This window comes from Methylophilus sp. (assembly GCF_052173275.1).
Lineage (GTDB): Bacteria > Pseudomonadota > Gammaproteobacteria > Burkholderiales > Methylophilaceae > Methylophilus.
The window spans coordinates 2,696,151-2,719,548 of record NZ_JBQMUL010000002.1; the positions used below are offsets into that span (position 1 = coordinate 2,696,151).

Below are 23,398 nucleotides of genomic sequence, written 5' to 3' on the forward strand. Positions count from 1 at the left end.
TAAGATCGACAAGATTATGAGCAAAATACACGTCACCGAACTCGTTTTAAGAGATGGCCACCAATCCCTGATCGCAACGCGCATGCGTACCGAAGACATGCTGCCGATCGCCAGCAAGCTGGATGATATTGGTTTCTGGTCTCTTGAAGCCTGGGGCGGCGCCACTTTTGACGCCTGCGTGCGCTTTCTCAAAGAAGACCCATGGGAGCGCCTGAGCAGCCTGCGTAAGGCTCTGCCTAACACACCAATCAATATGCTGCTGCGCGGCCAGAACCTGCTCGGCTATCGTCACTATTCTGATGATGTCGTACACGCTTTTGTGAAACAGGCGGCTGATACCGGCGTTGATGTGTTCCGTATTTTTGATGCGATGAACGACATCCGCAACCTGAAAACAGCGATTGAAGCCGTTAAATCGGTTAAAAAACACGCAATCGGTACTTTATCATTTACCACCAGCCCGGTGCATGACGTGGCTTACTTCGTTAATATGGCCAAAGAGCTGGAAGCACTCGGCTGTGACAGCATAGGCGTAAAAGACATGGCTGGCCTGCTGACACCTACTTTGGCCGGCGAACTGGTCAGGGAACTAAAAGCCGCTGTGAGCTTGCCTATCCATATGCATAGCCACGCTACTTCAGGCCTGGCCAGCATGGTCATGCTGAAAAGCGTTGAAAATGGTGTCGATATTATCGACACCTGTAACTCATCATTCTCCGAAGGTGCAAGCCACCCTACCACTGAGAGCCTGGTCGCTGCCTTGCGCGGGACTGAATACGATACCGGCCTGGACCTGGGTAAACTGCAGGAAATCACCGCCTACTTCAAAGACGTACGCAAGAAATACTGGCAGTTTGAAAGTGAATTCACTGGCGTAGACACCCGCGTACTGGTTAACCAGGTACCTGGCGGCATGATCTCCAACCTGTCTAACCAACTGAAAGAACAAGGCGCGCTCAACCGCATGGATGAAGTGCTGGCCGAAATCCCACGTGTGCGTGAAGATTTGGGCTTTCCTCCATTGGTGACGCCAACCTCACAAATCGTTGGTACACAGGCGGTATTGAACGTACTGACTGGTGGGCGCTACAAATCCATCACTAACGAAGTGAAGAATTACCTGCTAGGTCAATATGGTAAATCACCAGCGCCGGTAAATGCCGAAGTACGTCAAAAAGCGGTTGGCAATGCAGAAGTGATCACCTGTCGCCCTGCTGACCTGTTGCAACCTGAAATGACCAAGTTGCAGGGTGAAGCTGAACGCTTTGCCAATAACGAAAAAGATGTGCTGACCTATGCCATGTTCCCGGATATCGGCCAGACATTCCTGCAAGAACGTAATGCCGGTTCGTTGCAACCTGAACAATTGCTGAGCAAAGAAGCAGTGACACAGCAAACTGCCGCTGCACGCTATGCGCCAAATGAGTTCAATATCACACTGCACGGTGAAACCTACCATATCAAATTGACTGGTAGCGGCCATGCCGGCGAAGAGCGCCGTCCATACTATGTCAAAGTCGATGGCATCTCAGAAGAAGTATTTGTTGAGACACTGAGCGAAATGGAAATCAGTGATGGCAGCGCTTCCAACGGTAGCAAGAAAAAAGCGGCTGCCGTCGCTTCCAGTGGTCGCCCTCGCCCTACCCACCCAGGCTGCGTGACAACGGCCATGCCGGGCACCATCGTCACAGTCAAAGTCAACGTGGGTGATAAAGTCAGCGCTGGTGATGGCGTATTAGTGATCGAAGCCATGAAGATGGAAAACGAAATCCAGGCCAGCAAAGCCGGCACCGTGGTCGCGATCCACGTAGCCAAAGGTGACAGCGTGACACCGGACGAAACCCTGATTGAAATTCAACCGGATTAATCCTGCTTAAGTATTAAATAGCAATGCTAAAATCCCCGAATCGTTATTCGGGGATTTTTTTATCCTAATGTCTGTATCCGCAAAAACACTCATACTTGCCTCTTCCTCACGCTATCGGCGTGAAGTACTGGAAAAGCTGCATCTGCCGTTTGCATGCATATCGCCTGACATCGATGAAACGCCATTGACGAATGAAAACCCGGCACAGACTTCTTTACGGCTAGCTGAAAGCAAAGCACGAAAAGTGGCTGAGACTCAACCGCATGCCTTGATTATCGGTTGTGACCAGGTGGCGACAGTGGATGGCTTGCAGATAGGCAAGCCAGGCAATCACGAAAACGCGGTCAGGCAACTGACCATGCTCAGTGGCAGGGAAGTGATTTTCCATAGCGCGCTGTGTTTGTATGACAGCGCCAGCCAGCAGATGCAATCCACTATCGTGCCCTATTACGTCAAATTCAAAACACTGACGCCGCTACAAATTGAAACCTATTTACGCCTGGAACAGCCTTACGATTGCGCTGGCAGTGCTAAATCAGAAGGCATGGGCATCGCGCTACTGGATTATATGCGCGGTGACGACCCGAATGCCCTCATCGGCCTGCCTGTGATCGCACTGGTCAATATGCTGCAGCAAGTTGGAGTGGATGTCTTATCCCTGCCACGTCAATAGGCTATGATCAGTCATCGCTGCAACCGTCTGTTAACTTTTGAACGGCTGTCGCGTTAACAGAGTCTCAAGCATACAAGCACACACAACAACGAGAGGATATTCATGCGACTCAGCTCCCTGCTGCTTTTATCATTAGGCAGTGTTTCACTCGCTCATGCGGAAACCGCCATCATCAGCCCGCAATCAGATCAAACCGGTGTCGCCGTCACGATTTACAACGAAGACCTGGCCCTTGTGAAAGATAGCCGCAAACTTAAATTAAATAATGGTTTATCCGCACTGTCATTCCGTGATGTCAGCGCACAGATCAAGCCAGAAACCGCCCTGTTGCGCAGCCTGCTGCCCAATACCAGCCTGCAAGTCCTGGAACAGAACTTTGATTTTGACCTGCTCAGCCCGCAAACCCTGCTAGAAAAATTTGTCGGCCAGCAAGTCAGCGTGATTAAAACCAACCCGACTACTGGTGCCGAGACTGAAGAAAGTGCAACCGTACTCTCCGCACAAAACGGCATCGTGCTAAAAATCGGCAATCGCATCGAAACCGGCTTTCCAGGCCGCATCGCCTACCCGAATGTGCCTGGCCAATTGCGCGACCGCCCCACCCTGACCACCCAAGTGCAATACAAGGGTGCTGAACAATCGAATGTGGAATTAAGCTACCTCACCGGCGGCCTGAACTGGAAAGCCGACTACGTCGCTGAACTCAGCAGCAAAGAAGACAGCATAGATCTCTCTGGCTGGGTGACCCTCAACAATACCAGCGGCACCTCATACCCAAATGCCAAGGTGCAATTGGTAGCAGGCGATGTCAATCGCGTCCGTGAAGCTATCCGCCCGAAAACCATGATGATGCGCTCAGAAGCCATGGCCGCAGATGCGCCTATGCCAACCGAACAAGGCCTGCTGGAATATCACTTATATACTTTGCCACGTGCAACCACCATTGCCGAAAACCAGACCAAGCAAGTGGCCCTGCTTTCTGCGCAACATATCCCGGCACGCAAAGAATTAGTGTTAAGCGGCTCCGATTACTATTATCAAGGCCAGTACCGCGACGTCGAGAAAAAACAAAAGGTACAGGTGTATGTCGAGTTTGAAAACAAGGAAAGCAGCAAGCTGGGCATCCCTTTACCCAAAGGCACCATGCGCGTCTACAAAAAAGATAACGATGGCACTGCGCAGTTTGTCGGTGAAGACCATATCGACCACACTGCTAAAAACGATACTGTGCGTTTAAAACTGGGCAATGCCTTTGATGTCACCGCAGACCGCGTACAAACCGACTTTAAAAACCTGAGCAAGAACAACAACCAGGCACAGCTGTATGAAAGTGCCTATGCCATCACCTTGCACAACGCCAAGAAAGAAGCGGTCACAGTCACTGTTAAAGAGCCTATCAACGGCGATTGGAAAATCCTCAATGCATCACAAGCGCACGAGAAAACTTCAGCGCATGAGGCCACCTGGAAGATCAATGTACCCGCCGAGAGTGATGTGATGCTCAAATACAGAGTGCAGGTGAAATACTAAGCATTCATAAGTCATTGCCAGGCAAGCACTTGCCTTGAAGTATCTAAAAAAGCATTCCTTAACCGGAATGCTTTTTTTATGCCCGGCGTGGGATAATTCCATTTTTGAAACTTCCCGACATCGCTATGGCTACCGGTACTTTATATTTCATTCCTGTCCCTCTTGCTGAAGGCACCACGCCGCAACAAGTCTTACCCGCTGAAGTCGTGCAGCGCATGCATAGCCTGAACCATTTTATTGTCGAGAATGAAAAGACTGCCCGCCAGTTCCTGGCCGCTAGTGGACACCCGGTACCCATACGCGAACTGACGTTTGCACTGCTGACTAAAGACACCGCACCAAAAGATCTGCCAGCCCTGTTGCAACCCTTACAAAAAGGCATAGATGTTGGCCTGATGAGCGAAGCCGGCTGCCCGGGCATTGCCGACCCTGGCGCGGCACTGGCGGCCGTGGCACATCAAAAAAATATCCGTGTGACGCCACTGATAGGCCCCAGCAGCTTGTTGCTGGGTTTAATGGCAAGCGGCTTGAATGGTCAACGCTTTACGTTTCTGGGCTATTTGCCCAGCGATAAAGCTGAACGCATCAAAGCGATCAAAGGCATTGAGTTTGATTCCAAGAAACAGCAGGCAACGCAGTTATTTATTGAAACGCCTTACCGTAACCAGCATATGCTGGAAGACCTGGTCGCCAACCTGCAAGCGCAGACACGCCTGTGTGTAGCCTGCAATATCACGGCACAGGATGAACTGATTGTGACTAAAACAGTGGCTGAGTGGAAAAAGTCGACATTGCCGGATGTACATAAAAAACCAACGGTATTCTTACTGCTTGCTTGAGCAGATAAGTGCCTTGCTAGCTGATGCACAGCCATCAGCATTTGGCTGTTAATCGATCAAGCTGAATGCCGCCGTCTTGCCATGCCTATGATACTCAACCCGGCTAGCAATAGGACGTAGTTTTCAGCTTCTGGCACAGCGGAAAGGATAACCTTAGGTGGCAACTGGGGGCCGATCAGCGGGCCTTCCTGCGGCGGAAAAGAGGGAGGAGAGACGCCATCAAACATGATTGATCCGGAAAAATCCATACGATTTTTCGGAATAAAAGTAATCCGTCCACCGCCAATGATATTGAGGATGCCAGAAAAGTCGATTTCATTTGCGTGAAGCGTGGTATCCGATACAAACAGATTTAAATAGCCAGCAATATTGATAAAGCTGTTTGCAACAATGGAGAAAGAAGCATTTTGGGTATTGCCAAAAATATCAATGCCACCGGAAGAAGTGATACTTAAGGAAGAAAGGTCAAATACATCGCCGTCATTGACATATAACGTCTCACGCTGATCCACAATCAAAGACGAACCAGCGGCTGGCATCACCAATGCATGGCTCAGATTGCTCAGTAAAGCCAAGTTAACCAGCAACACTGTTTTTAATATATTCACATTCACTCCCGATATCTTTTTAATTGTTATCAATCAGAAAAATATCAGAAATGTGATGATCAAAAATGACTGTTTGATGAAAGCAGGACCAGCCTGAATCCGGCTGGCCAAGGTCATTATTCAGGTCTATGTAGCCACGGTTTTGTAAGCATTTGCCAGCAGCTCAAAATCTTCGTCTGTTAACTTGATATGGATGGCCTGCATGTTTTCTTCAAAGTGCTGCACCTTGCTAGTGCCCGGAATCGGCAACATCATGGGGCTGCGCTTTAACAACCATGCGATCGCGATCTGATTTGGCGTGGCTTCGTATTTCCTGGCGATTTGACCCAATATATCGACTTTTCCAGCCAGTGCATTCTTGGCTAGCGGGTACCAGGGAATGAAAATGATGTGATTCGCCGTGCAATAATCCAGTTCCTGCTCATATTGCCGGTTAATCAGATTGAACTGGTTTTGCACGGTATCCACAGTGAAGTATTTCTCGGCTTCCTGAATATCCTCTACTTTCACTTCACTCAGGCCTATATGTTTTATCAGGCCTTCTTTCTGGAACTCAGCCACCGCCTGGAATTGCTCATCCCTGGGTACTTTAGAATCTATTCTATGCAATTGCCATAAATCAATTTGCTCTACCTTCAGGCGACGCAAACTCATCAACAGCGATTGACGTAAATACTCTGGCCGCCCCACTGCTGTCCATACATTAGGCCCTTGCCTGGTCAACCCCGCCTTGGTGGCAATCGTCAGCTCGTTGTAGGGGTGCAATGCTTCGCTAATCAACTCTTCACTGACATTGGGCCCATAGCTGTCTGCGGTATCGATAAAGTTAACCCCAAGCTCCGGCAACCGGCGCAGTAATGCCAGGCAATGGGCCGGGTCATCAGGCGGCCCCCATACGCCTGTGCCTGTAATGCGCATAGAGCCGAAACCAATCCGATAAAGTTGGCGATCCCCTAAAGTGATGTGGGTGGGTACATGATTCAGTTCAGACATAGAGGCAACCTTTTCTTAATTGTTATGAAGCAATACCGTAGCGGCGGCCAGGTTTTGAGTTAGCAAATTTTGGCGCCAAAGCACGGCGGGCAGTTTCCCACTGTAGCCAGTCATCATGATCCTGCAAGGGTGGAATCGTGACTAATTCGCCATTGTCCAGGCCAGCCAGCGCCGCATCGACCAAATCCTCCGCGCTCATGGTGGTGGGTGCCTCCTTCACCTTAGCATAACCAGCCACATCCCAGAACTCGGTGGCTGTGCCGCCAGGCAATACCGTTTGAATACGCACGCCTTTATCAGCCAGGTCTTTTTGTAACGAATGTCCAAAACTCAACACATACGCTTTTGAAGCACTGTAAACACCATTGAGCAGCTCAATCGCAATCCCGACAACAGAAGCAATATTAATGATTGTGCCGCTGCCTTTTGCTGTAAAAACAGGTGCAATCGCATAGGTAAGTCGTGTTAAAGCCGTGATATTCAAAGCGATCATGGCTTCCATTTCATCCACATCCGCCTCAAGAATCGAGGCCACCGAACCAACGCCAGCATTGTTTACCAGCATACTGATATCTTTGGATTCTTTCAGGATTTTTTCGAGCGCTGCCAAGGATTTTCTGTCATTCAAATCAGCGCCTATGGTTTTCACCTTAACGCCAGTTTCTTTTACCAGGCGATCTGCCAGCGCGTTAAGCCTTTCAGTATTTCTGGCAACCAAAATGAGGTCGTAGCCTCTTTTTGCCAAACGGTCGGCATAGACCGCGCCGATACCTGTTGATGCGCCCGTGACGACAGCCGTGCCTTTATGTGTAGAAGTCATATTATTTCTCCAGATGAAAATGTGTGTTGGTTGCTATTACGAAACGCATTTTGACCGTGAGCTTAAATATCATCAATGACATATATACAATGTTTTATGCCATTATTGCATTTTGTACTTTATTTCTACTTACATACTGATTTACCATGAATACATGTGTAAATGGCATTTAATCCAAAAATGTCCAATATATAAAAATGGCCTATTTAATGACATATAAAATATTCATGCCACTTTAAAGAAAAGAGGAATGATGCATACCATTGGTCTTTTGGTTTTTCCTAATTTTCAGGCCTTGGGGCTGGCAGTTTCAACGGTATTTGAATACGCCAATCTGATGCATACTGAAAAGATATACCATTTCCGCCTGGTGTCCGAACATGGCGGCCCGGTCATGACTTCACATACTTTTTCGGTGAATACTGAACGCATCACTGATGCACACTACGACACATTAATGGTGGGTGGCGATAACGATTGCAAACTACCCTCTCCCGAGTTACTGCATTACTTACAAGAATCACCAAAACACATTAGAAGAATTGCCGCTATTTGTACTGGCGCATTTATCCTGGCAGAGGCCGGACTGTTGGATGGGAAACGTGCCACCACCCACTGGCTGCATTCAAATACATTTAAAAAAAGCTATCCGAAAGTACAGTTGGATGAAGACAAAATCTTTGTGGTGGATGGCCAGATATGGACTTCAGCCGGTTTAACAGCGGGCATTGACTTGGCATTAGCGATCGTCGAGAAAGATCTCGGCCCAGAATTAGCAAGGCAGATCGCCCGCAAATTAGTCGTCCACCAAAGGCGTGGCGGCGGTCAATCGCAATTCTCAACACTGCTAGAGCTTAATGCAAAATCTGACCGGGTCCAGATAGTGCTGTCTTATGTCAAAGAAAACCTGAAAGCAGATTTATCCGTTGAATCCCTGGCCGAAGTAGCAAGCCTGAGTCCTCGCCAATTCAGCCGTGTGTTTACCGAAGAAACAGGCTTGCCGCCGGCAAAGGCCGTAGAAAGGCTACGCGTGGAGTCTGCAAGATTGATGATGGAAACTGGCCACCATCAGATTGAAATCATTGCCCGTGAAACAGGCTTTGGGGATAGAGAGCGTATGCGGCAGGCATTTCTGAGGGCTTATGGGCAACCACCGCAAGCGATACAGAGGATTTCGGCTGGTAGTGCCAGGCCATCGATGTAATTAAGCAACGAAAATCTGAGAGTTTAGAATTGAACTCTGTGCAGTAGTTTATTGCTAATTAAAAGCGCTACCTTTGTGGAGAAGCAGGATCTGCATCATTTTGCGATATTTGAAGCCAGTGCCCAGACAATAAGCGATTGGCCTCAGAAATGAAATCACGCCTATAACCATCAGAAGTAAATCGGATAGTAAACTCATTATTACTCTTTGCCCAATTTTCCCTAGTTGTACCACCCCAGCCTATTTGCGGATACTTTCCCTTTTCTACCGCCTGAGCTATTGCACGTAAGCAATGCAGCACAATTGGATCTAAAGTATTACATGTGATGCTGTAATGATATTTTTCATGATTTTCTGACAATTAATTTACCTCAGTTTTTGAAATAGCCTTATCTCAGAGCAAGGCGTTCATTCCATGATATCCAATACTTCATTTAGCTTTTTTATTCGCAACCCCGAATGGAATATGCACCATTGGAATATCTCCCGCAGAAGATTGCAAATGGCTACGTTGGTCATCAAAAAACATATGCGGTTTTAGCACTGAGAGGATTCTGGCTTTTTCCATGCCTCCCAGAAAAAATGACTCATCTGCAGAAACGCCCCACTCTTTTAACGTTGTGACGACTCTTTCATGCGATGGTGCGTTTCTGGCGGTGATAATGGCGATTCTGAGTATTTTTTTATAATTAGGATTATCTTGCAGCAGTTTATCTTCCAGCTGTTGCATATAAGAGAGCTTTTTAAACAGGTCAGCCAAAGGCCCAGCTTGGTGCGGGATAGCTTGTTTCTCTACCTCATGCGCTTCAAACTCGCCCAGGTCATTGTTCTTTTTGAATACTGTTTCAGCTTCGTCATCGGCAATCACGCCATCAAAGTCAAACGCTATCCTTAATTCTGTGTCGGCCTCGTCATCGTAGACTTTAGATGGCAGAACCACACCTGCTGGGTAATCCAGATCTATCGCGCTTTGTACGTCTGCCTCATTGGCACTTAAGAATAATGATGTATTGAAGGCCGGAATATATTCGTGCGGGGATCTACCCGTCATAAAACTGGCGCGGGTGATATCCAGCCCGTAATGCTGGATTGATCTGAAAACACGAAGCCCGGTCTCTGGTGAGTTTCGTGATAACAGCACAACCTCTACGGGTAATTCTTCAGGAAATGCTTTATTGATTGCCAGAAATCTGCGTATAAAGGGAAATGCCACGCCTTTCGGAAATGGCACATCAATATGTGTCTCTTGATGCCTACGATATTCTTCTACGCCTTGAGTCTTATAAATTTCGTGCGACTCAGTTAAATCAAACAAAGCGCTTGAGGCAACACTGATCACTAATTTTTTATCGATTGGATAAGCCATAAACTATTATTTTTAATGAGTTTTTACACAGGCCAAGTTTATTGCCCCCGCATAAACATCTTGTCCAGATCATTCAAACTCACCTGAAACCAGGTTGGCCGGCCGTGATTGCACTGCCCGCTTCTTTCAGTGGCTTCCATATCCCTCAACAAAGCATTCATTTCAGTGATGGTGAGTTGTCTGTTGGCCCTGACGGCGGCATGGCAAGCCATGGTGCCTAATACTTCGTTTTGGCGTTCAAGCAATACACGGCTGGCGCCATACTCGTGCAGGTCACGTAATACAGCTCTGGCCAATGACACCACATCTGCATCTTGCAGCATGGTGGGCACGGCACGAATGGCAATAGTGGTTGGCGACAAAGTCGCTAAATCAAAACCAAGCTGCTGCAAAGTGTCGCTGCCATTTAAACTTTGCAGCGTAGCCACTTCTACTTTTTCTGCATAAAAACTCATGGGGATGAGTAGTGGCTGCGTGGCAATCGCTTGTTCGCTTAAGGCATTCTTCAGGCGCTCGTACATGATGCGTTCATGCGCGGCGTGCATATCGACCACCACCATGCCTTGCGTATTCTGGGCGAGGATATAAATGCCGTGCACTTGCCCCAGCGCAAAGCCCAGCGGGTATTGCTGTGGCTGTGGGGCTGATTCTGCAGTTAAAACCGCTTCAGAGAGTGATATCGGGTTTAAGTAATCCTCAGAAGAATAGTTTTCCTGGGGATTGCCCAATGCGCTGATATTGGTCGGTTTTAAGTCGCCGTAGAGTTGCCCGTAAAATTGTTGGGCAATGGCTGCACCATTATTCACATTGGGCTGGTAACTGCCATCGAATACCGAGCGGTTCTGCAATGGCATTTCCACTTGTTGACGCGGCATGGATAAGCCCGGCGTAAATGGGTTAAATGGCGCTTGTACTGGCTGGCTGGCCTGAATCTCGGCAGATGTTTTGCCCAGGGCCTTGTGCAGGCTATGGAAGATAAAGCGATGCACGGCTTGCGATTCACGGAAGCGCACTTCGGTTTTGGCCGGGTGGACGTTGACATCCACCAGGGATGGATCCAGCTCCAGAAAAAGCACGAACGCCGGGTGTTTATCACCGTGCAAGACATCCTGGTAGGCCTGCTTGATGGCGTGCGCAATCAGTTTATCGCGCACAAAACGGCCATTCACAAATACGTATTGCGTATCGCGGCTATGTCGCTGGTAAGTTGGCGATGCGGTCATGCCCCACAGGCGCAAGCCGCTGCTTTCTTCATCCAGCCACACGCTTTGTGAGGCAAACTCGCTGCCTAATACATCGGCGATACGTTGTTGTGGCGTGTTGGCGGCCAGCCGTATAATGGCTTTGCCGTTATGTTGCAGCAAAAAACCAATCTGCGAGCGCGATAAGGCGATGCGGGTAAAGGCATCTTCACAGTGGCCAAACTCGGTATTCTCGGTCTTGAGAAACTTGCGGCGCGCCGGGGTGTTAAAGTACAGGTCATGCACCTCGATGATAGTGCCTTCATCCAGCGCCGCCGGGCTGACTGGCTGGCCCTGCGTGCCTTCGGCACTGATCTGCCAGGCATGGCTGGAAGCCTGCTGGCGACTAGTAAGCACAGTGCGTGAAATAGACGCGATACTTGCCAGCGCTTCGCCACGGAAACCAAGACTACCGACTTGCTCCAGGTCTTCCAGGCTTTGAATCTTGCTGGTGGCATGGCGTGTCAAGGCGAGCTCCAGCTCATCTTTGGCAATGCCGTGGCCGTTATCGGTCACTTTTAATAATTTGGTGCCGCCTTGTATAAGCGCGACTTGAATCTGGGTGCTACCGGCATCGACACTGTTTTCAAGGAGTTCTTTGAGCGCCGAGGCCGGGCGTTCAACCACTTCACCAGCAGCAATCTGGCTGATCAGTTGATCAGGTAATAATTTAATTTGCATCTCGCCATTCTAAAGGAAACTCGCAAATAAATGGCTACACCGGCAAATTTCTGCAGTGCGCACACCTTGCAATTTGATCCGCCTGATCACTTATTTAGAGCTTACCGGCCTGTTTTGCTAGAATGGAGCCCATGCCGCTTTCCGATTTCCAAGCCTATCTAGACCGCTTTGCCCTCGCCCGCCAGCTAAAACGTCAGCACCATTTTTATGTCGGCCCGACCAATTCTGGCAAAACCTATCAGGCACTGGAAACCTTACGCAAAGCCGAGTCTGGCGTTTACCTTGCGCCATTGCGCCTGCTGGCGATGGAAGTACGTGACCGGTTAACGCAGGCGGGTGTGCCATGCAATCTGGTGACGGGTGAAGAGCGTGTCATGGTGCCGGGTGCCAAGCATACGGCTTCGACTATCGAAATGCTGCGGCCGGATATGCAAGTGGATGTCGCGGTCATAGATGAAATCCAAATGCTGATGGACCCGGACCGTGGCAGTGCTTGGACTGCGGCACTTGTTGGCGTGCCGGCCAGGCAGGTATTCATCTGCGGTGCCAATAGCGTGACAGAAAGCTGCACGCGTGTGCTGGACGCACTCAATGAGCCTTACACCCTCACTCATCTGCAACGCATGACGCCTTTGATGATTGAAGACGCCAGCATCTGCGGCGAGCGCTACCATGCCGCCAAACTGCGCAAAGTGTTACAGGCCGGTGATGCGATCATTGCGTTTAGCCGCAAGGATGTGCTGACACTGGCAGCACGTATCCGCCAATGGGGCTTTAACGTTGCCACCATTTATGGCGCACTCTCGCCCGAGGTGCGCCGTGGCGAATCCGCACGCTTTGCCAATGGCGAGGCGCAAATCCTGATTGCCACCGATGCGATAGGCATGGGGCTCAACCTGCCCATTCGACGCGTGATTTTCGCCAATATCCATAAATTTGATGGCGTGGCACCGCGCCCGCTCAATGCCACTGAAATGCGGCAAATCGCCGGGCGTGCCGGACGCCATGGCTTGTATGAAACCGGCTATGTCACCGTGCTGGAAGATGATGAGCAATGGCATTTGCATGAAATGCTTGCTTGCGATGACACCGTGGCACCATTCGCCCTGCCGATGGCGGTGAGTGGTGGCGATATAGAAGTACTGAGCCAGCGCATACCCACCTGGCGGCTGGCGGAGTGTGTGGAGTATTTGCATACACAATATCAGCGCCAATCTGGCGTGCAGGCCATGCAATGGCAAATCACCTCTTTGCAGCACCAGCAGGCACTGCTGATTGATGAAACCGCTCCACAAATGGCCATGCGCGATAAATATCGCTTGCTGTGTGCACCACTGGCGATACAAGTGCCGATTGCGCGGGATTATTTTGTGCAATGCATACAAGCCATCTATCAGCATCAGCTACGCCCTTTGCCCATGCTCCCGGAATGGCTGAAAGGCCAGCAGGCGCAATATTTGGAGCAGGCAGAACTGATTTGCCAGCATTTGAGTTTATATAGCTGGCTAGGTTATCAGTATCCAAAGATCTTCCCGGATCGGGAGTTGGTAGATGTTGCAAGGAAAACGTTGAATGCGTTTATTAGTCGGGCGCTGAGGGTGCAGGCGGGGTATGGGAAGACGCAGCGAGAGACGGAGTTGATGCAACAGCGTTAACTAAGCCATTCAAATTCACCGTAAATTTAAATAAGATTAATTGTTATATTGGCAGGTTGTTTTTCGCCTCTAGGCGAGTTACTTTTCTTTGTTTGCCCAAAGAAAATGTAACCAAAAGAAATGCACCCTTGCTTCCGCTTGTTCCCTGCGTTGCTCGCCAAAATAAGCGGTCACGAAACTCATCCTAGCGGCTTGCACACTACGCAGGCCACCGCGGGATCCGGACAGTCGCTCCCTTCCTCCTTATTTTGACTGCGCTACTCGGCGCGTCAGATAGGGGCCCGCTTTAAACCCACCACGATGAAATGTTGGTTAAGAGCATCGCATTCAGGGCGCTAAGGGACTTTTTACCCCCCCAAAGCAAATGACCAACAAACTATTTTGTTGGTCATTTTGTCCGTTCTCTTTGTTTTAGTTCAGTGTGTCGGCGGGATGCAATGTGCTGGAATTCAGTATTAAGTAACCGCGTGGTGCTTTTCACGGGCCCCTATCTGACGCGCCGAGTAGCGCAGTCAGCGTGGGAGTCTTCGGCCAGCGCCTGTTTGAGCTCCGCGGTGGCTTGCGTCTTTTGCAAGCCGCTAGGGCGAGTTCCGCTGGACGCCCACGTTGATGAGCAACGCAGGAAATAAGCGGAAGCTAGGGTGCCTTTTCTTTTGGTGACTTATTCTTTGGGCAGGCAAAGAAAAGTCACTCGCCTAGGGGCGAAAAAGAATGGCGAAATAGAGCACCAAACCATCCAAAGAAATACCTATTAGGACTTTCAGTAAGTGGAATGCTTGTTTTCTACTGTAGCCAAGCTATGCATGAACCTTGCCTGGATTCTCCCTTGCAGGGCGCACTGGCTTCTGCATAAGCCAGTCGTTTCGCAGGCAAAGAGCATGCTCTTTGAAACCCCTGCCACACCCTCCGCCAGAATGACGACTGATTGCCGGGAGATCATCTGCTCACAAGTAAGGAAATCGTCTTATAAGCGCACAGAATACGTTACAAAGCCCCTTCCACTCCAGGCTAATAGCGCTTTCAAAAAATATCGCGTTAAAACTAACGCTTATTTCTTAGAAAAAGAAGGGTTCGTCGCCACATACGACTTCACCCCCGACAAGATCGCATTCACCAATTTATCCTGGTAGCCATCATCATTCAACCTGGCCTCTTCATCAGGATTACTGATAAACGCTGTCTCCACCAAAATAGAAGGAATATCCGGGGATTTCAACACCGCAAACGCTGCCTGTTCCACATACTTGGAATGCAAGGTATTAATCTTTGCGATTCTGCCAAGCACACCTTTACCCAGGCGGATACTGTCATGAATCGTTGCGGTTTGCGATAGGTCCAGCAAGGTTCTTGCCAAATCCATATCCTTAGTATCAATCGCCACGCCGCCGATCAAATCCACCGCGTTTTCTTTCTTCGCCAGGTAACGCGCACCGGCGCTGGTGGCGCCGCGCTCGGATAAGGCAAACACTGAGGAGCCGCGTGCGGTGCTATTGATAAACGAATCCGCGTGAATCGAAATAAACAGGTCGGCTTTAGCCGCACGCGCTTTCTTGACGCGATCGCCCAATGGCACAAAGTAATCGCCATCACGGATGAGGATCGCCTGCATATTATCTTCCGCATCGATCTGCTGCTTGAGTTTGCGGGCGATGGCCAGGGTGATATTCTTTTCGTGGCTGCCTTTGGAGCCTCTGGCGCCCGGGTCTTCGCCACCGTGGCCGGCATCTACCGCGATAGTGATGATTTTCTGGCCTGGCCTGGCTTGTTTCGCTGGTTTTTCAGCAGGTTTTTCTACCGGCGGTTTTTCCGATGGCTTTTCTGCGGGCGGATTGACGATTGCAGGCTCTGCCACTGGCTCGCTGGCATTGGCTGGTTTTTCATCCCCACTGGCGGACTCTAATTCTTGCAGTTTTTTTGTATGGGCCAGGGCCGGTGAACCGAGTGGAGGTTCAGAAGTGGCTGTCGCCGGGGCGATACTGATCGCCAGCCGTTGCTGCGAGTTACCGGCATTCATATCAGTCACCAAAGGCTTGATATCCGATTTGATATCAAATACCAGGCGCGTGGTGGTTTCGGTAAACGGTGCAATACGGATTTTGGAAAGGTAAGGATGCTGGGGATCCAGTTGTGGCGGCAGCGCTTTCAAAGTCGGGCTAATGGCGACGGTATCCATATCGATGACCACGCGGAAAGGGTTATCCAGCGTGAATATCCGGTATTTGATCTGCTGGTCCAGCAATAACTCCAAATGCACCTGGCTGCCCTGTTGTTGCAAGTTCGCCAGGATCACTTCAGCGGCTTGTGCACATGTGCTGATTGCCAAAAGCATGATTGTCAGCACCCAGGTTTTACAATGCTGCATGCTAATCACTGGCATAGCCCTTCCAATGAGAGTGGTTGCTGGCTGGTGATATGCAGGACGCGGCCATGTGGCAAAATATCAAATCGAATCTCAATATCGGCAGTCGGTAATAAAGTACCGGCATTTTCCGGCCACTCGACCATACAAATGCTGGTGGCGTTGAAGTAATCCCTGAATCCGGCGGCTTCCCACTCTTCAGGGTCTTGAAAACGGTATAAATCAAAATGGTAACATGAAGCGATAGCCAGACCGTAAGGTTCTACTATGGTGTAAGTGGGACTTTTGACTTTGCCTTGATGCCCCAACGCATGCAGGATACCGCGCACCAGCGTCGTTTTACCGGCGCCGAGGTCGCCATGCAGGTAAATCACCTGCCCAGGCTGCAATTGCTTGGCCAGCACGCCTGCGGCATGCGTAGTGGCTGCTTCGTCTTTTAAAATCTGTGTAGAATACGTTTCTGTCATGTCACACCCTATACATCCCGCTCCCATTCACCTGCCTGATCATCATGCTGCCGAGAAAATGGCGGCCACGATCAAGGACTGGGCGCGCGAATTGGGCTTTGGCAATATCGGTGTTACGGATACCGACCTGTCCGCCGCAGAGCCAGGTTTTATGCGCTGGCTGGAAAAAAAATACCATGGCGACATGGATTATATGGCAAAACACGGTTCCAAGCGCAGCCGACCGGCAGAATTGGTGCCCGGCACCTTGCGTGTGATCTCGGTCAGCCTGGATTACATGCCAGACGATGCGCAGGATGGCTGGAAAATTCTTGAAGACCCGAACAAAGCCTATGTCGCTCGCTACGCCATGGGGCGTGATTACCACAAAGTGATGCGGCAAAAACTGCAACAACTCTGCACACGCATCAGCGAAACATTTGGCAGCTTTGAATATCGGGTATTTGCCGATAGTGCGCCGGTGCTCGAAGTCGCGCTGGCAACCAAAGCGGGCGTGGGCTGGCGCGGCAAACATACGTTGCTGCTTAACCGGCAACAGGGTTCGTGGTTTTTTCTCGGCGAGATTTACACCAACCTGCCTTTGCCGATTGACGCGCCCACCAGCTCACATTGCGGCAGCTGCAGCGCGTGTATTGCTATCTGCCCTACTCAGGCCATTGTGGCGCCTTATGAGCTCGACGCACGTCGCTGCATCTCGTACTTGACCATTGAACACAAAGGCAGCATCCCGCTCGAACTGCGTCCACTGATAGGCAATCGCGTCTATGGTTGCGATGATTGCCAGCTGATCTGCCCATGGAACAAATTTTCTGTCTCCAGTGAAGAAAGTGATTTTGCAGTGCGGAATGGCTTGGACAGCACAGATTTAGTGACCTGCTTTGCCTGGACTGAAGCGGAATTTCAGCAACGCATGGCGGGCAGCGCGATTTACCGCATTGGCTATGCGCAATGGCTGCGCAATGTAGCGGTTGGGTTAGGCAATGCCCCCACCTCACCCGCAGTGATCAACGCGCTACAATCACGGCAAAATGATACAAGTGACATGGTGAGAGAACATGTGCGCTGGGCATTAGAACGTCATATTTAAGTTTAATTTAAACAATCACTTATTTAATTTATTTAAAGTAATAATTTAAATTAAAAATAAAAAAAAGCCGCTTTATTATTTTTTTGCACGACAAGCCCCTCATGACTTTTTAGACGTTTTTAATTGGTTTTTTAAACCTTTTGAAAGCAATCCAATTTATCACAAAAGCTTGGCCAGTCAGCCTTGTGCCAGTCACCTAAGCCACGTGATCAGCGAGTAAGGCTGCGCCTAGTATGCCAGCATTATCTCCGGAAGATGACAGATGTATTTTCACTTTGTCACGCAACACAGGTATCAAATCTGTCTGCAACCTGTTTGTAAATGATTCCTGCATCAGCGGCCACGACGAAACGACTCCGCCCCCGATCACGACATGTTCAACATCCACAATATTCAGCGTCAAAGCGATCGCTTGCGCTAGCTTTTCACCTGCCAGCTGAAACACTCCCCTTGCTTGCGTATCGCCTTGTGTCGCCAGCGCTGCCACGTCAAAAGACGTTAATTGTTTACCGGTCAATCTGGCGTAGCTTTTGCCGATGGCCGTGGCAGAAGCATACTGCTCTACACATCCATAATTGCCGCAGCCGCATTCTGGCCCGCCGGGTTCGACAATCAGATGTCCTAATTCCAAGGCATAACCATGCGCGCCCGCCCATACTTGACCGCCGGTGACTAATCCGCCACCTATTCCGGTACCAAGACCGGCATACAGCAAACCACCAGCAGGCCTGCCAAGCAAGCAATATTCGCCATAAGCCGCAGCATTGCCGTCATTTGCGACGAGTACCTGACGCTTCAGGATTTGGGATAAGTTTTTACCCAGGTTGACATCACGTAGCCCGGGGAAATTCGGTGATTGCGCTAACACGCCAGTATGCGGGTTAATAAACCCGGGGAAACCAATGCCAATTGCCTGTATATCCGGATATTTTTCCAGCAAGGGTTGAATAGCCTCCGCCGTCACTTGCAGTATTTTCTGCCAGGCTTGCTCCGGCGCATCTTGCTTGCAAATGGCTGAATAATTTGCCTGAAAGCGGGTTTCTTCAAGCAATGTCAGTCCTGAAAACACACCTAATCTTAAATTAGTGCCGCCTACATCCAGCCCCAGGCGCAAAACTGTGGGGGTTTCAGCCATCAGCGCGACCACTTTCTTTCACCAGTTGTTTAAAGGTGGCGATTTTTTCATCAGTCAGTTGTTCCCAGTGCATGCGCCAGGCCCAGTTATTAATGCTGGTGCCGGGCGTGTTCATGCGCGCACTACCATCCAGGCCCAAGATATCCTGCATGGGCACGACAGCCAGGAAAGCAATACTGTGCAAGGCCAGCCGCATCAAGGCGAGTGGCATGTCAGGTACTTCCTGCTGCAGGTAATCCTGCAGATGCGCCCGAGCACCCTCTTCTGCCTCCTGGTACCAGCCCAGCGTTGTATCGTTATCGTGGGTGCCGGTATACATCACGCTGTTTTCGTCGATGTTTTCCGGCAGATAAGGATTATCGTAGCCGCTGCCAAAGGCGAATTGCAGGATCTTCATGCCTGGCAGGTGAAACGCATGCCGCAAAGCATCCACATCTTCAGTGATGATCCCCAGATCTTCAGCCACCAGGCTGAGTTGGGGGAAAGTTTGTATGATGGTTTGCAATAGCGCATGCCCCGGGGCGGGTTGCCAGTAGCCATTAATGGCTGTCGGCTCGCTGGCGGGGATCTCCCATGCTGCCTGCAATCCACGGAAGTGATCTACACGCACAATATCAAACAGTTTGGATTGTGTCTGGATACGGCCCAGCCACCAGGAAAACCCATCTGCCTGCATGAGGTCCCAGTTGTAATGCGGATTACCCCAGCGCTGACCGGTGATAGAAAAGTAATCAGGAGGCACGCCGGCCACTACGGTCATACTGGATTCGGCATCCAGCTTGAACCATTGCGGGTGTGCCCAGACATCAGCGCTGTCATAAGCGACAAAAATAGGGATATCGCCGAACAGTTTAATGCCGTGCTCATTGGCGTATATTTTGAGCTGCGCCCACTGCTGGAAAAAGATGTATTGCGTGAATTTAATCAGCGTCAGTTTTTCCTGGTGCGCTTCTGTAAATGCCTGCAGTGCCTGTAAATCGTGTCTACGATATGCCTCAGGCCACTCATTCCAACTTTTGTAGCCGTGCTGTTCCCGCAGGCTCATAAACAAGGCGAAATCTTCCAGCCAGTATTGCTGCGCCTGGCAAAAACGAGCGAAGCCTGACCAACTCAGACCATGACCATCCACTTTGGAAATAGCACCATTGGACTGCACACGCAGTATGACTTTTGCGAATAATTCTGGCTGCGACAGATTCACCTCATCCGGCAGGCACCAGCCTTCATTCAATAACTGTTTTACGCTGATCATACCCGTGTGCCCGGCATGCGCCGACACGCTTTGGTAGGGAGACTGGTCTTCATGCGGCAAACTGACTGGTAGGGTTTGCCAGATGGTCACGCCCATATCCACCAGGTGATTCACAAAACGATAAGCATCCGGACCAACGTTACCTTCCGGTAACGAGGTGATATGCATCAATACACCAACTTGTCTGGCTTGCGTCATATTGTTCTTATTGAATAATGGTGGAAATGATGGGGAAGTTATCGAGATATCTAATCAGGTCACTTTCAATGACCGATCAAGAGGTTCCTCGACGCATGGTGCCTGCATTTTCAGAATTGCCGCCGCCATGGCTGATAGACTGAGACAAGTTGTCAGGCGGAACCAAACCCAACAAATGGTAGAGATTGCTCAGGTTGCGGCGGTAGAGTTTGTCAAAACTGGTGACACTTTGGGCATTGTTATAATCGCCAAACCACCAGAACCAGTCTGAGCTTTCGCAGACAGATAGTTGCTGCTGGCATTTTTCTCTGGCTGACACTGAAAGCTTGTGCACATGCTGATCATACTGGCGCTTGGCTTCACACAACAGGTCCCAGGCGCGGTTTTTGGCAGGCTCACCTATCCAGGTACTAAAGGTGCCATGCACCCAGCTACCGGCACAAATATCTTCCAGGAGCTTGGGCTGTGGTAACACTTGCGACTCCTGCAAAGAAAGAATATCGCTAAAAGTTGTCATCTGGATCAGCGGGTGACTTGCCAGGGCCTGGTATAGCTCGTGCAAGAAGTAATAGCCGTTGTAAGGATAGTATTCCCAGGCATTTTCACCATCCAGAATCACGCTGACAACCGGTGTTATATCTTCATCACTATTGGCATGAATCGCTTCCAGTGATTGCACAAAGTCATGCACCGCTTCGCTGGCGTATTGCTTGGAATATTCAAAACCAATCTTGTCTGATAGTTGGTCATCGCGGAAAAAGCAGACGATATCCTGCTGGCCATTAGTCACACGGTAAGGCTGGTACAAATAGTCTTTAGACTGCTCGTGTTCCAATCCCAATGCTTTCAGGCTATTGGCCAGTACGCCCTGCCCGGTGGCTGCCCAGGCGACATCTTGCTCTGCCAATAAAGATAAGGCAGCATGCGAGACCGCACCTTCGGCTGGCCACATGCCTATGGATTTTTGCCCAAATACTTTCTCATGAAAAACCTTGGCGGCTTCGACATGAGTGATTGCACGCGCATGACCATCCGGGTAACTGGGCGATTTAGGCAGTGGCGCATCCGGCATTGCGTCTCGCGTGCTGTTGAGATCAATCAGCAATGGCAGGATAGGATGATAGTAAGGTGTGGTGGTAAGTTCGATCTGGCCTTTAGCCACTAACGCCTTATAGCGCGGCAAAATGCCCTGCAGTGTTTCACTCAGTACATCCACAAGCGCTACCCGGTCCTCCAGGGTAAACAGCAGGCCTTTTTTCATCAGGCGCTGGATGACCTTGCTTTTGCGGCGTAAGCCTTCACCAGTCCAGGCCAGGTGATACCAGACCAGCAAGTCAGCCTTGAATTGTGCGGACAGGTAGTGAAACTGTCCGGACTTCATGATAGGCTCGACCAGCTCGTAGAGGTGCAACAAACGCTGGTAATGGGGAAACGGGCTCAGCATTTTTTCGTGGTGCGCCTTGAAGCAGCTATCCACAATCAGCTGGCAATCTGCATCCGTAATATGATCAAGATCAGGGCTGGCCAGCAAGCGCAACAAGGGGTCACGCCATTGGCCAATACGCGATTGCTCGGCGTAATCCTGTAACTGTTCCACCAGGATAGGCACAAAATTGAAAGTGACTCTGGCCTTGGGATTCTGCTCGAGATGATAGGCCATATCGCTGTAATCTTTCAGCGCATGCAAATATGTCCAAGGCAACACATATTCACCACTGACCTGATCCCGGTAATCGGGTTGATGCATGTGCCAATACAGATTTAACAGTAGTTTTTTATCGGACATACATATACCTCTTTCACATTCGACCTACTTTATTTTTTACGAAAGCCCTGGTCAAGCCCCACTTCGTCACCATTCGCTATTGCTTATGAAAAATGCTTAATTAATGATGCCGGGCAACATTTTTAAGTCAAGAATGGTTTGAAGCTGCACTTAATGCAAAACTTCCTTCACTATTTCACACGATACAAATCCTGACCCAACATGTCTGGCGTGACTAGCACAATGCCCTTCTCAGACACGTAAAAGCGCTTGCTGTCGCGAGCCAGGTCAATGCCGATCTGCATGCCGGCCGGTATATCGCATCCGCGGTCAATCACCACATTTTTCAGAGTGACGCCTTCGTTGATCTTTACCTTGGGCAAAATGACTGCGCCATCCAGGTCACAATAATCCGCCACATGCACACCTGAGAATAAAACCGAGTTAGACACGCTGGAACCACTGATCAGGCAACCGCCTGAAACCAGCGAGTCAGTCGCTTTGCCAGTACGCCCTTCATCTTTAAAGACAAATTTAGCCGGTGGCAATTGCTCCTGGTAAGTCCATATAGGCCACTCGCTGTCATACAAGTTCAATTCAGGAATGACTTTTGTCAGCTCCATATTGGCTTCCCAATAGGCATCAATCGTTCCGACATCACGCCAGTAATAACTGTTCCCGAGGGCGCCCACGCAGCTATCAGTAAAGCGATGTGCGTGTACCCGGTATTTATTAATGATGTAAGGGATAATATCCTGGCCGAAATCATGGTTGGAATGACGGTCATAAGCATCGCGGATCAGTTGCTCATATAAAAATTTAGCGTTGAAGATGTAGATACCCATACTCGCAAATGCCTGGGTCGGGTCATCTGCCGTCGGCTTGGGGTTCGCTGGTTTCTCGTCAAAGGCGACCACACGGTCACTGCTGTCGACTTCCAGCACACCAAAGCCCTTGGCATCTTCGAGCGGCACATTAATGCACGCAATCGTCATATCCGCATTGCTGCGTGCATGCGTGGCCAGCATTTTGCCGTAGTCCATTTTATAAATATGGTCACCAGCCAGTATCAGGATATATTCACCGCCGTTTTCGCGTAGCAGATCGATATTTTGGTAAACCGCGTCTGCCGTCCCCTTGTACCACTCTTCACCCAGGCGCTGCTGGGCGGGAATAATATTCACATATTCGTTGAATTCACCACGCAAAAACCCCCAGCCGCGCTGCACGTGTTGAATAAGACTTTGCGCCTTGTATTGGGTGGCGACGTTAATACGACGGATACCGGAATTAATACAATTGGAAAGCGGGAAATCGATAATGCGGAATTTACCACCGAACTGCACAGCCGGTTTGGCGCGCCAGTCCGTCAGGTTTTTCAATCGGCTACCGCGGCCACCTGCCAGGATGATGGCAACGGTATTTTTTGTAAGAGTACTGATAAACCGGTCAGAATGGCGTTCTTGTCGCCGGTTGTATCTTCTGCGTTCAACAAATTCTACTTGTGACATGATGCCTTCCCTTTTTCCTGATCCTGAAAATCAGCCTGCAGTCATGTCTAGCGATGAATTGTTAAGGCAACATAACGCATGTTAACCACAGGTCCGACATCCACAGTCTGCATGATAATTCAGGCAATGACAACGATATTTCCGCCG

19 protein-coding genes are annotated in these 23,398 nt (G+C 49.8%); 7 read left to right on the top strand and 12 right to left on the bottom strand.

The genetic code is table 11. The features are described from left to right. Window positions 1-16 precede the first annotated feature (16 nt). The 4 genes from oadA (at window position 17) to ACTS9Y_RS14130 (ending at window position 4,909) form a co-directional block, all read left to right on the top strand. Window positions 17-1,867 carry a sodium-extruding oxaloacetate decarboxylase subunit alpha gene (gene oadA / locus ACTS9Y_RS14115; protein WP_442586549.1) on the top strand — a complete coding sequence of 617 codons (1,851 nt, stop codon included), beginning with the start codon at window positions 17-19 and terminating at the stop codon, window positions 1,865-1,867. Between the two features lie 67 nt (window positions 1,868-1,934). After that, window positions 1,935-2,540, top strand: coding sequence for a Maf family nucleotide pyrophosphatase (locus ACTS9Y_RS14120; protein WP_442586550.1), 606 nt, complete (start codon window positions 1,935-1,937; stop codon window positions 2,538-2,540). Between the two features lie 102 nt (window positions 2,541-2,642). Continuing rightward, complete coding sequence (locus ACTS9Y_RS14125; protein ID WP_442586551.1) at window positions 2,643-4,070, top strand: DUF4139 domain-containing protein; 1,428 nt, start codon at window positions 2,643-2,645, stop codon at window positions 4,068-4,070. Window positions 4,071-4,195: 125 nt separating this feature from the next. Continuing rightward, complete coding sequence (locus ACTS9Y_RS14130; RefSeq protein WP_442586959.1) at window positions 4,196-4,909, top strand: SAM-dependent methyltransferase; 714 nt, start codon at window positions 4,196-4,198, stop codon at window positions 4,907-4,909. Between the two features lie 56 nt (window positions 4,910-4,965). On the opposite strand, the gene ACTS9Y_RS14135 is transcribed toward ACTS9Y_RS14130, so the two are convergent. From ACTS9Y_RS14135 to ACTS9Y_RS14145, 3 genes are all read right to left on the bottom strand, one after another. Next, a complete protein-coding gene (locus ACTS9Y_RS14135) occupies window positions 4,966-5,517 on the bottom strand; it encodes a hypothetical protein (protein WP_442586552.1) in 552 nt (183 codons plus the stop codon). Between the two features lie 126 nt (window positions 5,518-5,643). Then, complete coding sequence (locus tag ACTS9Y_RS14140; RefSeq protein ID WP_442586553.1) at window positions 5,644-6,510, bottom strand: aldo/keto reductase; 867 nt, start codon at window positions 6,508-6,510, stop codon at window positions 5,644-5,646. A 22-nt stretch (window positions 6,511-6,532) separates the two neighbouring features. Continuing rightward, on the bottom strand, window positions 6,533-7,330 hold the full coding sequence (locus ACTS9Y_RS14145; RefSeq protein WP_442586554.1) for an SDR family NAD(P)-dependent oxidoreductase: 798 nt from the start codon (window positions 7,328-7,330) through the stop codon (window positions 6,533-6,535). A gap of 250 nt (window positions 7,331-7,580) precedes the next feature. Here ACTS9Y_RS14145 and ACTS9Y_RS14150 point away from each other — a divergent pair, with 250 nt between their 5' ends. Continuing rightward, window positions 7,581-8,534, top strand: coding sequence for a GlxA family transcriptional regulator (locus tag ACTS9Y_RS14150; RefSeq protein WP_442586555.1), 954 nt, complete (start codon window positions 7,581-7,583; stop codon window positions 8,532-8,534). A 67-nt stretch (window positions 8,535-8,601) separates the two neighbouring features. Here the strand turns inward: ACTS9Y_RS14150 and ACTS9Y_RS14155 are convergent, their stop codons facing one another. From ACTS9Y_RS14155 to mutL, 3 genes are all read right to left on the bottom strand, one after another. After that, window positions 8,602-8,895: a hypothetical protein gene (locus ACTS9Y_RS14155; protein WP_442586556.1), complete on the bottom strand. Its 294-nt coding sequence runs from the start codon at window positions 8,893-8,895 to the stop codon at window positions 8,602-8,604. Window positions 8,896-8,964: 69 nt separating this feature from the next. Then, a complete protein-coding gene (locus ACTS9Y_RS14160; RefSeq protein WP_442586557.1) occupies window positions 8,965-9,900 on the bottom strand; it encodes a 5'-nucleotidase in 936 nt (311 codons plus the stop codon). A 38-nt stretch (window positions 9,901-9,938) separates the two neighbouring features. Continuing rightward, the gene (gene mutL, locus ACTS9Y_RS14165; protein WP_442586558.1) at window positions 9,939-11,822 is read right to left on the bottom strand and encodes a DNA mismatch repair endonuclease MutL; all 1,884 of its coding nucleotides are present in this window, start codon (window positions 11,820-11,822) and stop codon (window positions 9,939-9,941) included. A gap of 131 nt (window positions 11,823-11,953) precedes the next feature. Here mutL and ACTS9Y_RS14170 point away from each other — a divergent pair, with 131 nt between their 5' ends. Next, on the top strand, window positions 11,954-13,477 hold the full coding sequence (locus tag ACTS9Y_RS14170) for a helicase-related protein (protein ID WP_442586559.1): 1,524 nt from the start codon (window positions 11,954-11,956) through the stop codon (window positions 13,475-13,477). Between the two features lie 1,048 nt (window positions 13,478-14,525). Here ACTS9Y_RS14170 and ACTS9Y_RS14175 read toward each other — a convergent pair. Together ACTS9Y_RS14175 and tsaE are read right to left on the bottom strand one after the other, a co-directional pair. Continuing rightward, window positions 14,526-15,839: an N-acetylmuramoyl-L-alanine amidase gene (locus tag ACTS9Y_RS14175; RefSeq protein ID WP_442586960.1), complete on the bottom strand. Its 1,314-nt coding sequence runs from the start codon at window positions 15,837-15,839 to the stop codon at window positions 14,526-14,528. Window positions 15,840-15,844: 5 nt separating this feature from the next. After that, the gene (gene tsaE / locus ACTS9Y_RS14180; RefSeq protein WP_442586560.1) at window positions 15,845-16,303 is read right to left on the bottom strand and encodes a tRNA (adenosine(37)-N6)-threonylcarbamoyltransferase complex ATPase subunit type 1 TsaE; all 459 of its coding nucleotides are present in this window, start codon (window positions 16,301-16,303) and stop codon (window positions 15,845-15,847) included. Between tsaE and queG the strand changes: the two genes are divergently transcribed. Continuing rightward, on the top strand, window positions 16,302-17,390 hold the full coding sequence (gene queG / locus ACTS9Y_RS14185; RefSeq protein ID WP_442586561.1) for a tRNA epoxyqueuosine(34) reductase QueG: 1,089 nt from the start codon (window positions 16,302-16,304) through the stop codon (window positions 17,388-17,390). The two genes, tsaE and queG, sit on opposite strands and share 2 nt — an antisense overlap. Window positions 17,391-17,586: 196 nt before the next feature. Here the strand turns inward: queG and ACTS9Y_RS14190 are convergent, their stop codons facing one another. The 4 genes from ACTS9Y_RS14190 to glgC all read right to left on the bottom strand — a co-directional run bounded on the left by ACTS9Y_RS14190 (window position 17,587) and on the right by glgC (window position 23,251). Then, window positions 17,587-18,525, bottom strand: coding sequence for an ROK family protein (locus ACTS9Y_RS14190; protein WP_442586562.1), 939 nt, complete (start codon window positions 18,523-18,525; stop codon window positions 17,587-17,589). Next, entirely contained in the window at window positions 18,518-19,975 is a 1,458-nt protein-coding gene (gene malQ, locus ACTS9Y_RS14195) for a 4-alpha-glucanotransferase (RefSeq protein WP_442586563.1), read from the bottom strand. Before malQ ends, ACTS9Y_RS14190 begins: the two co-directional genes overlap by 8 nt. A gap of 76 nt (window positions 19,976-20,051) precedes the next feature. Further along, window positions 20,052-21,761: a glycoside hydrolase gene (locus ACTS9Y_RS14200; protein WP_442586564.1), complete on the bottom strand. Its 1,710-nt coding sequence runs from the start codon at window positions 21,759-21,761 to the stop codon at window positions 20,052-20,054. Between the two features lie 170 nt (window positions 21,762-21,931). Next, window positions 21,932-23,251: a glucose-1-phosphate adenylyltransferase gene (gene glgC, locus ACTS9Y_RS14205; protein WP_442586565.1), complete on the bottom strand. Its 1,320-nt coding sequence runs from the start codon at window positions 23,249-23,251 to the stop codon at window positions 21,932-21,934. Window positions 23,252-23,398: the final 147 nt, after the last annotated feature.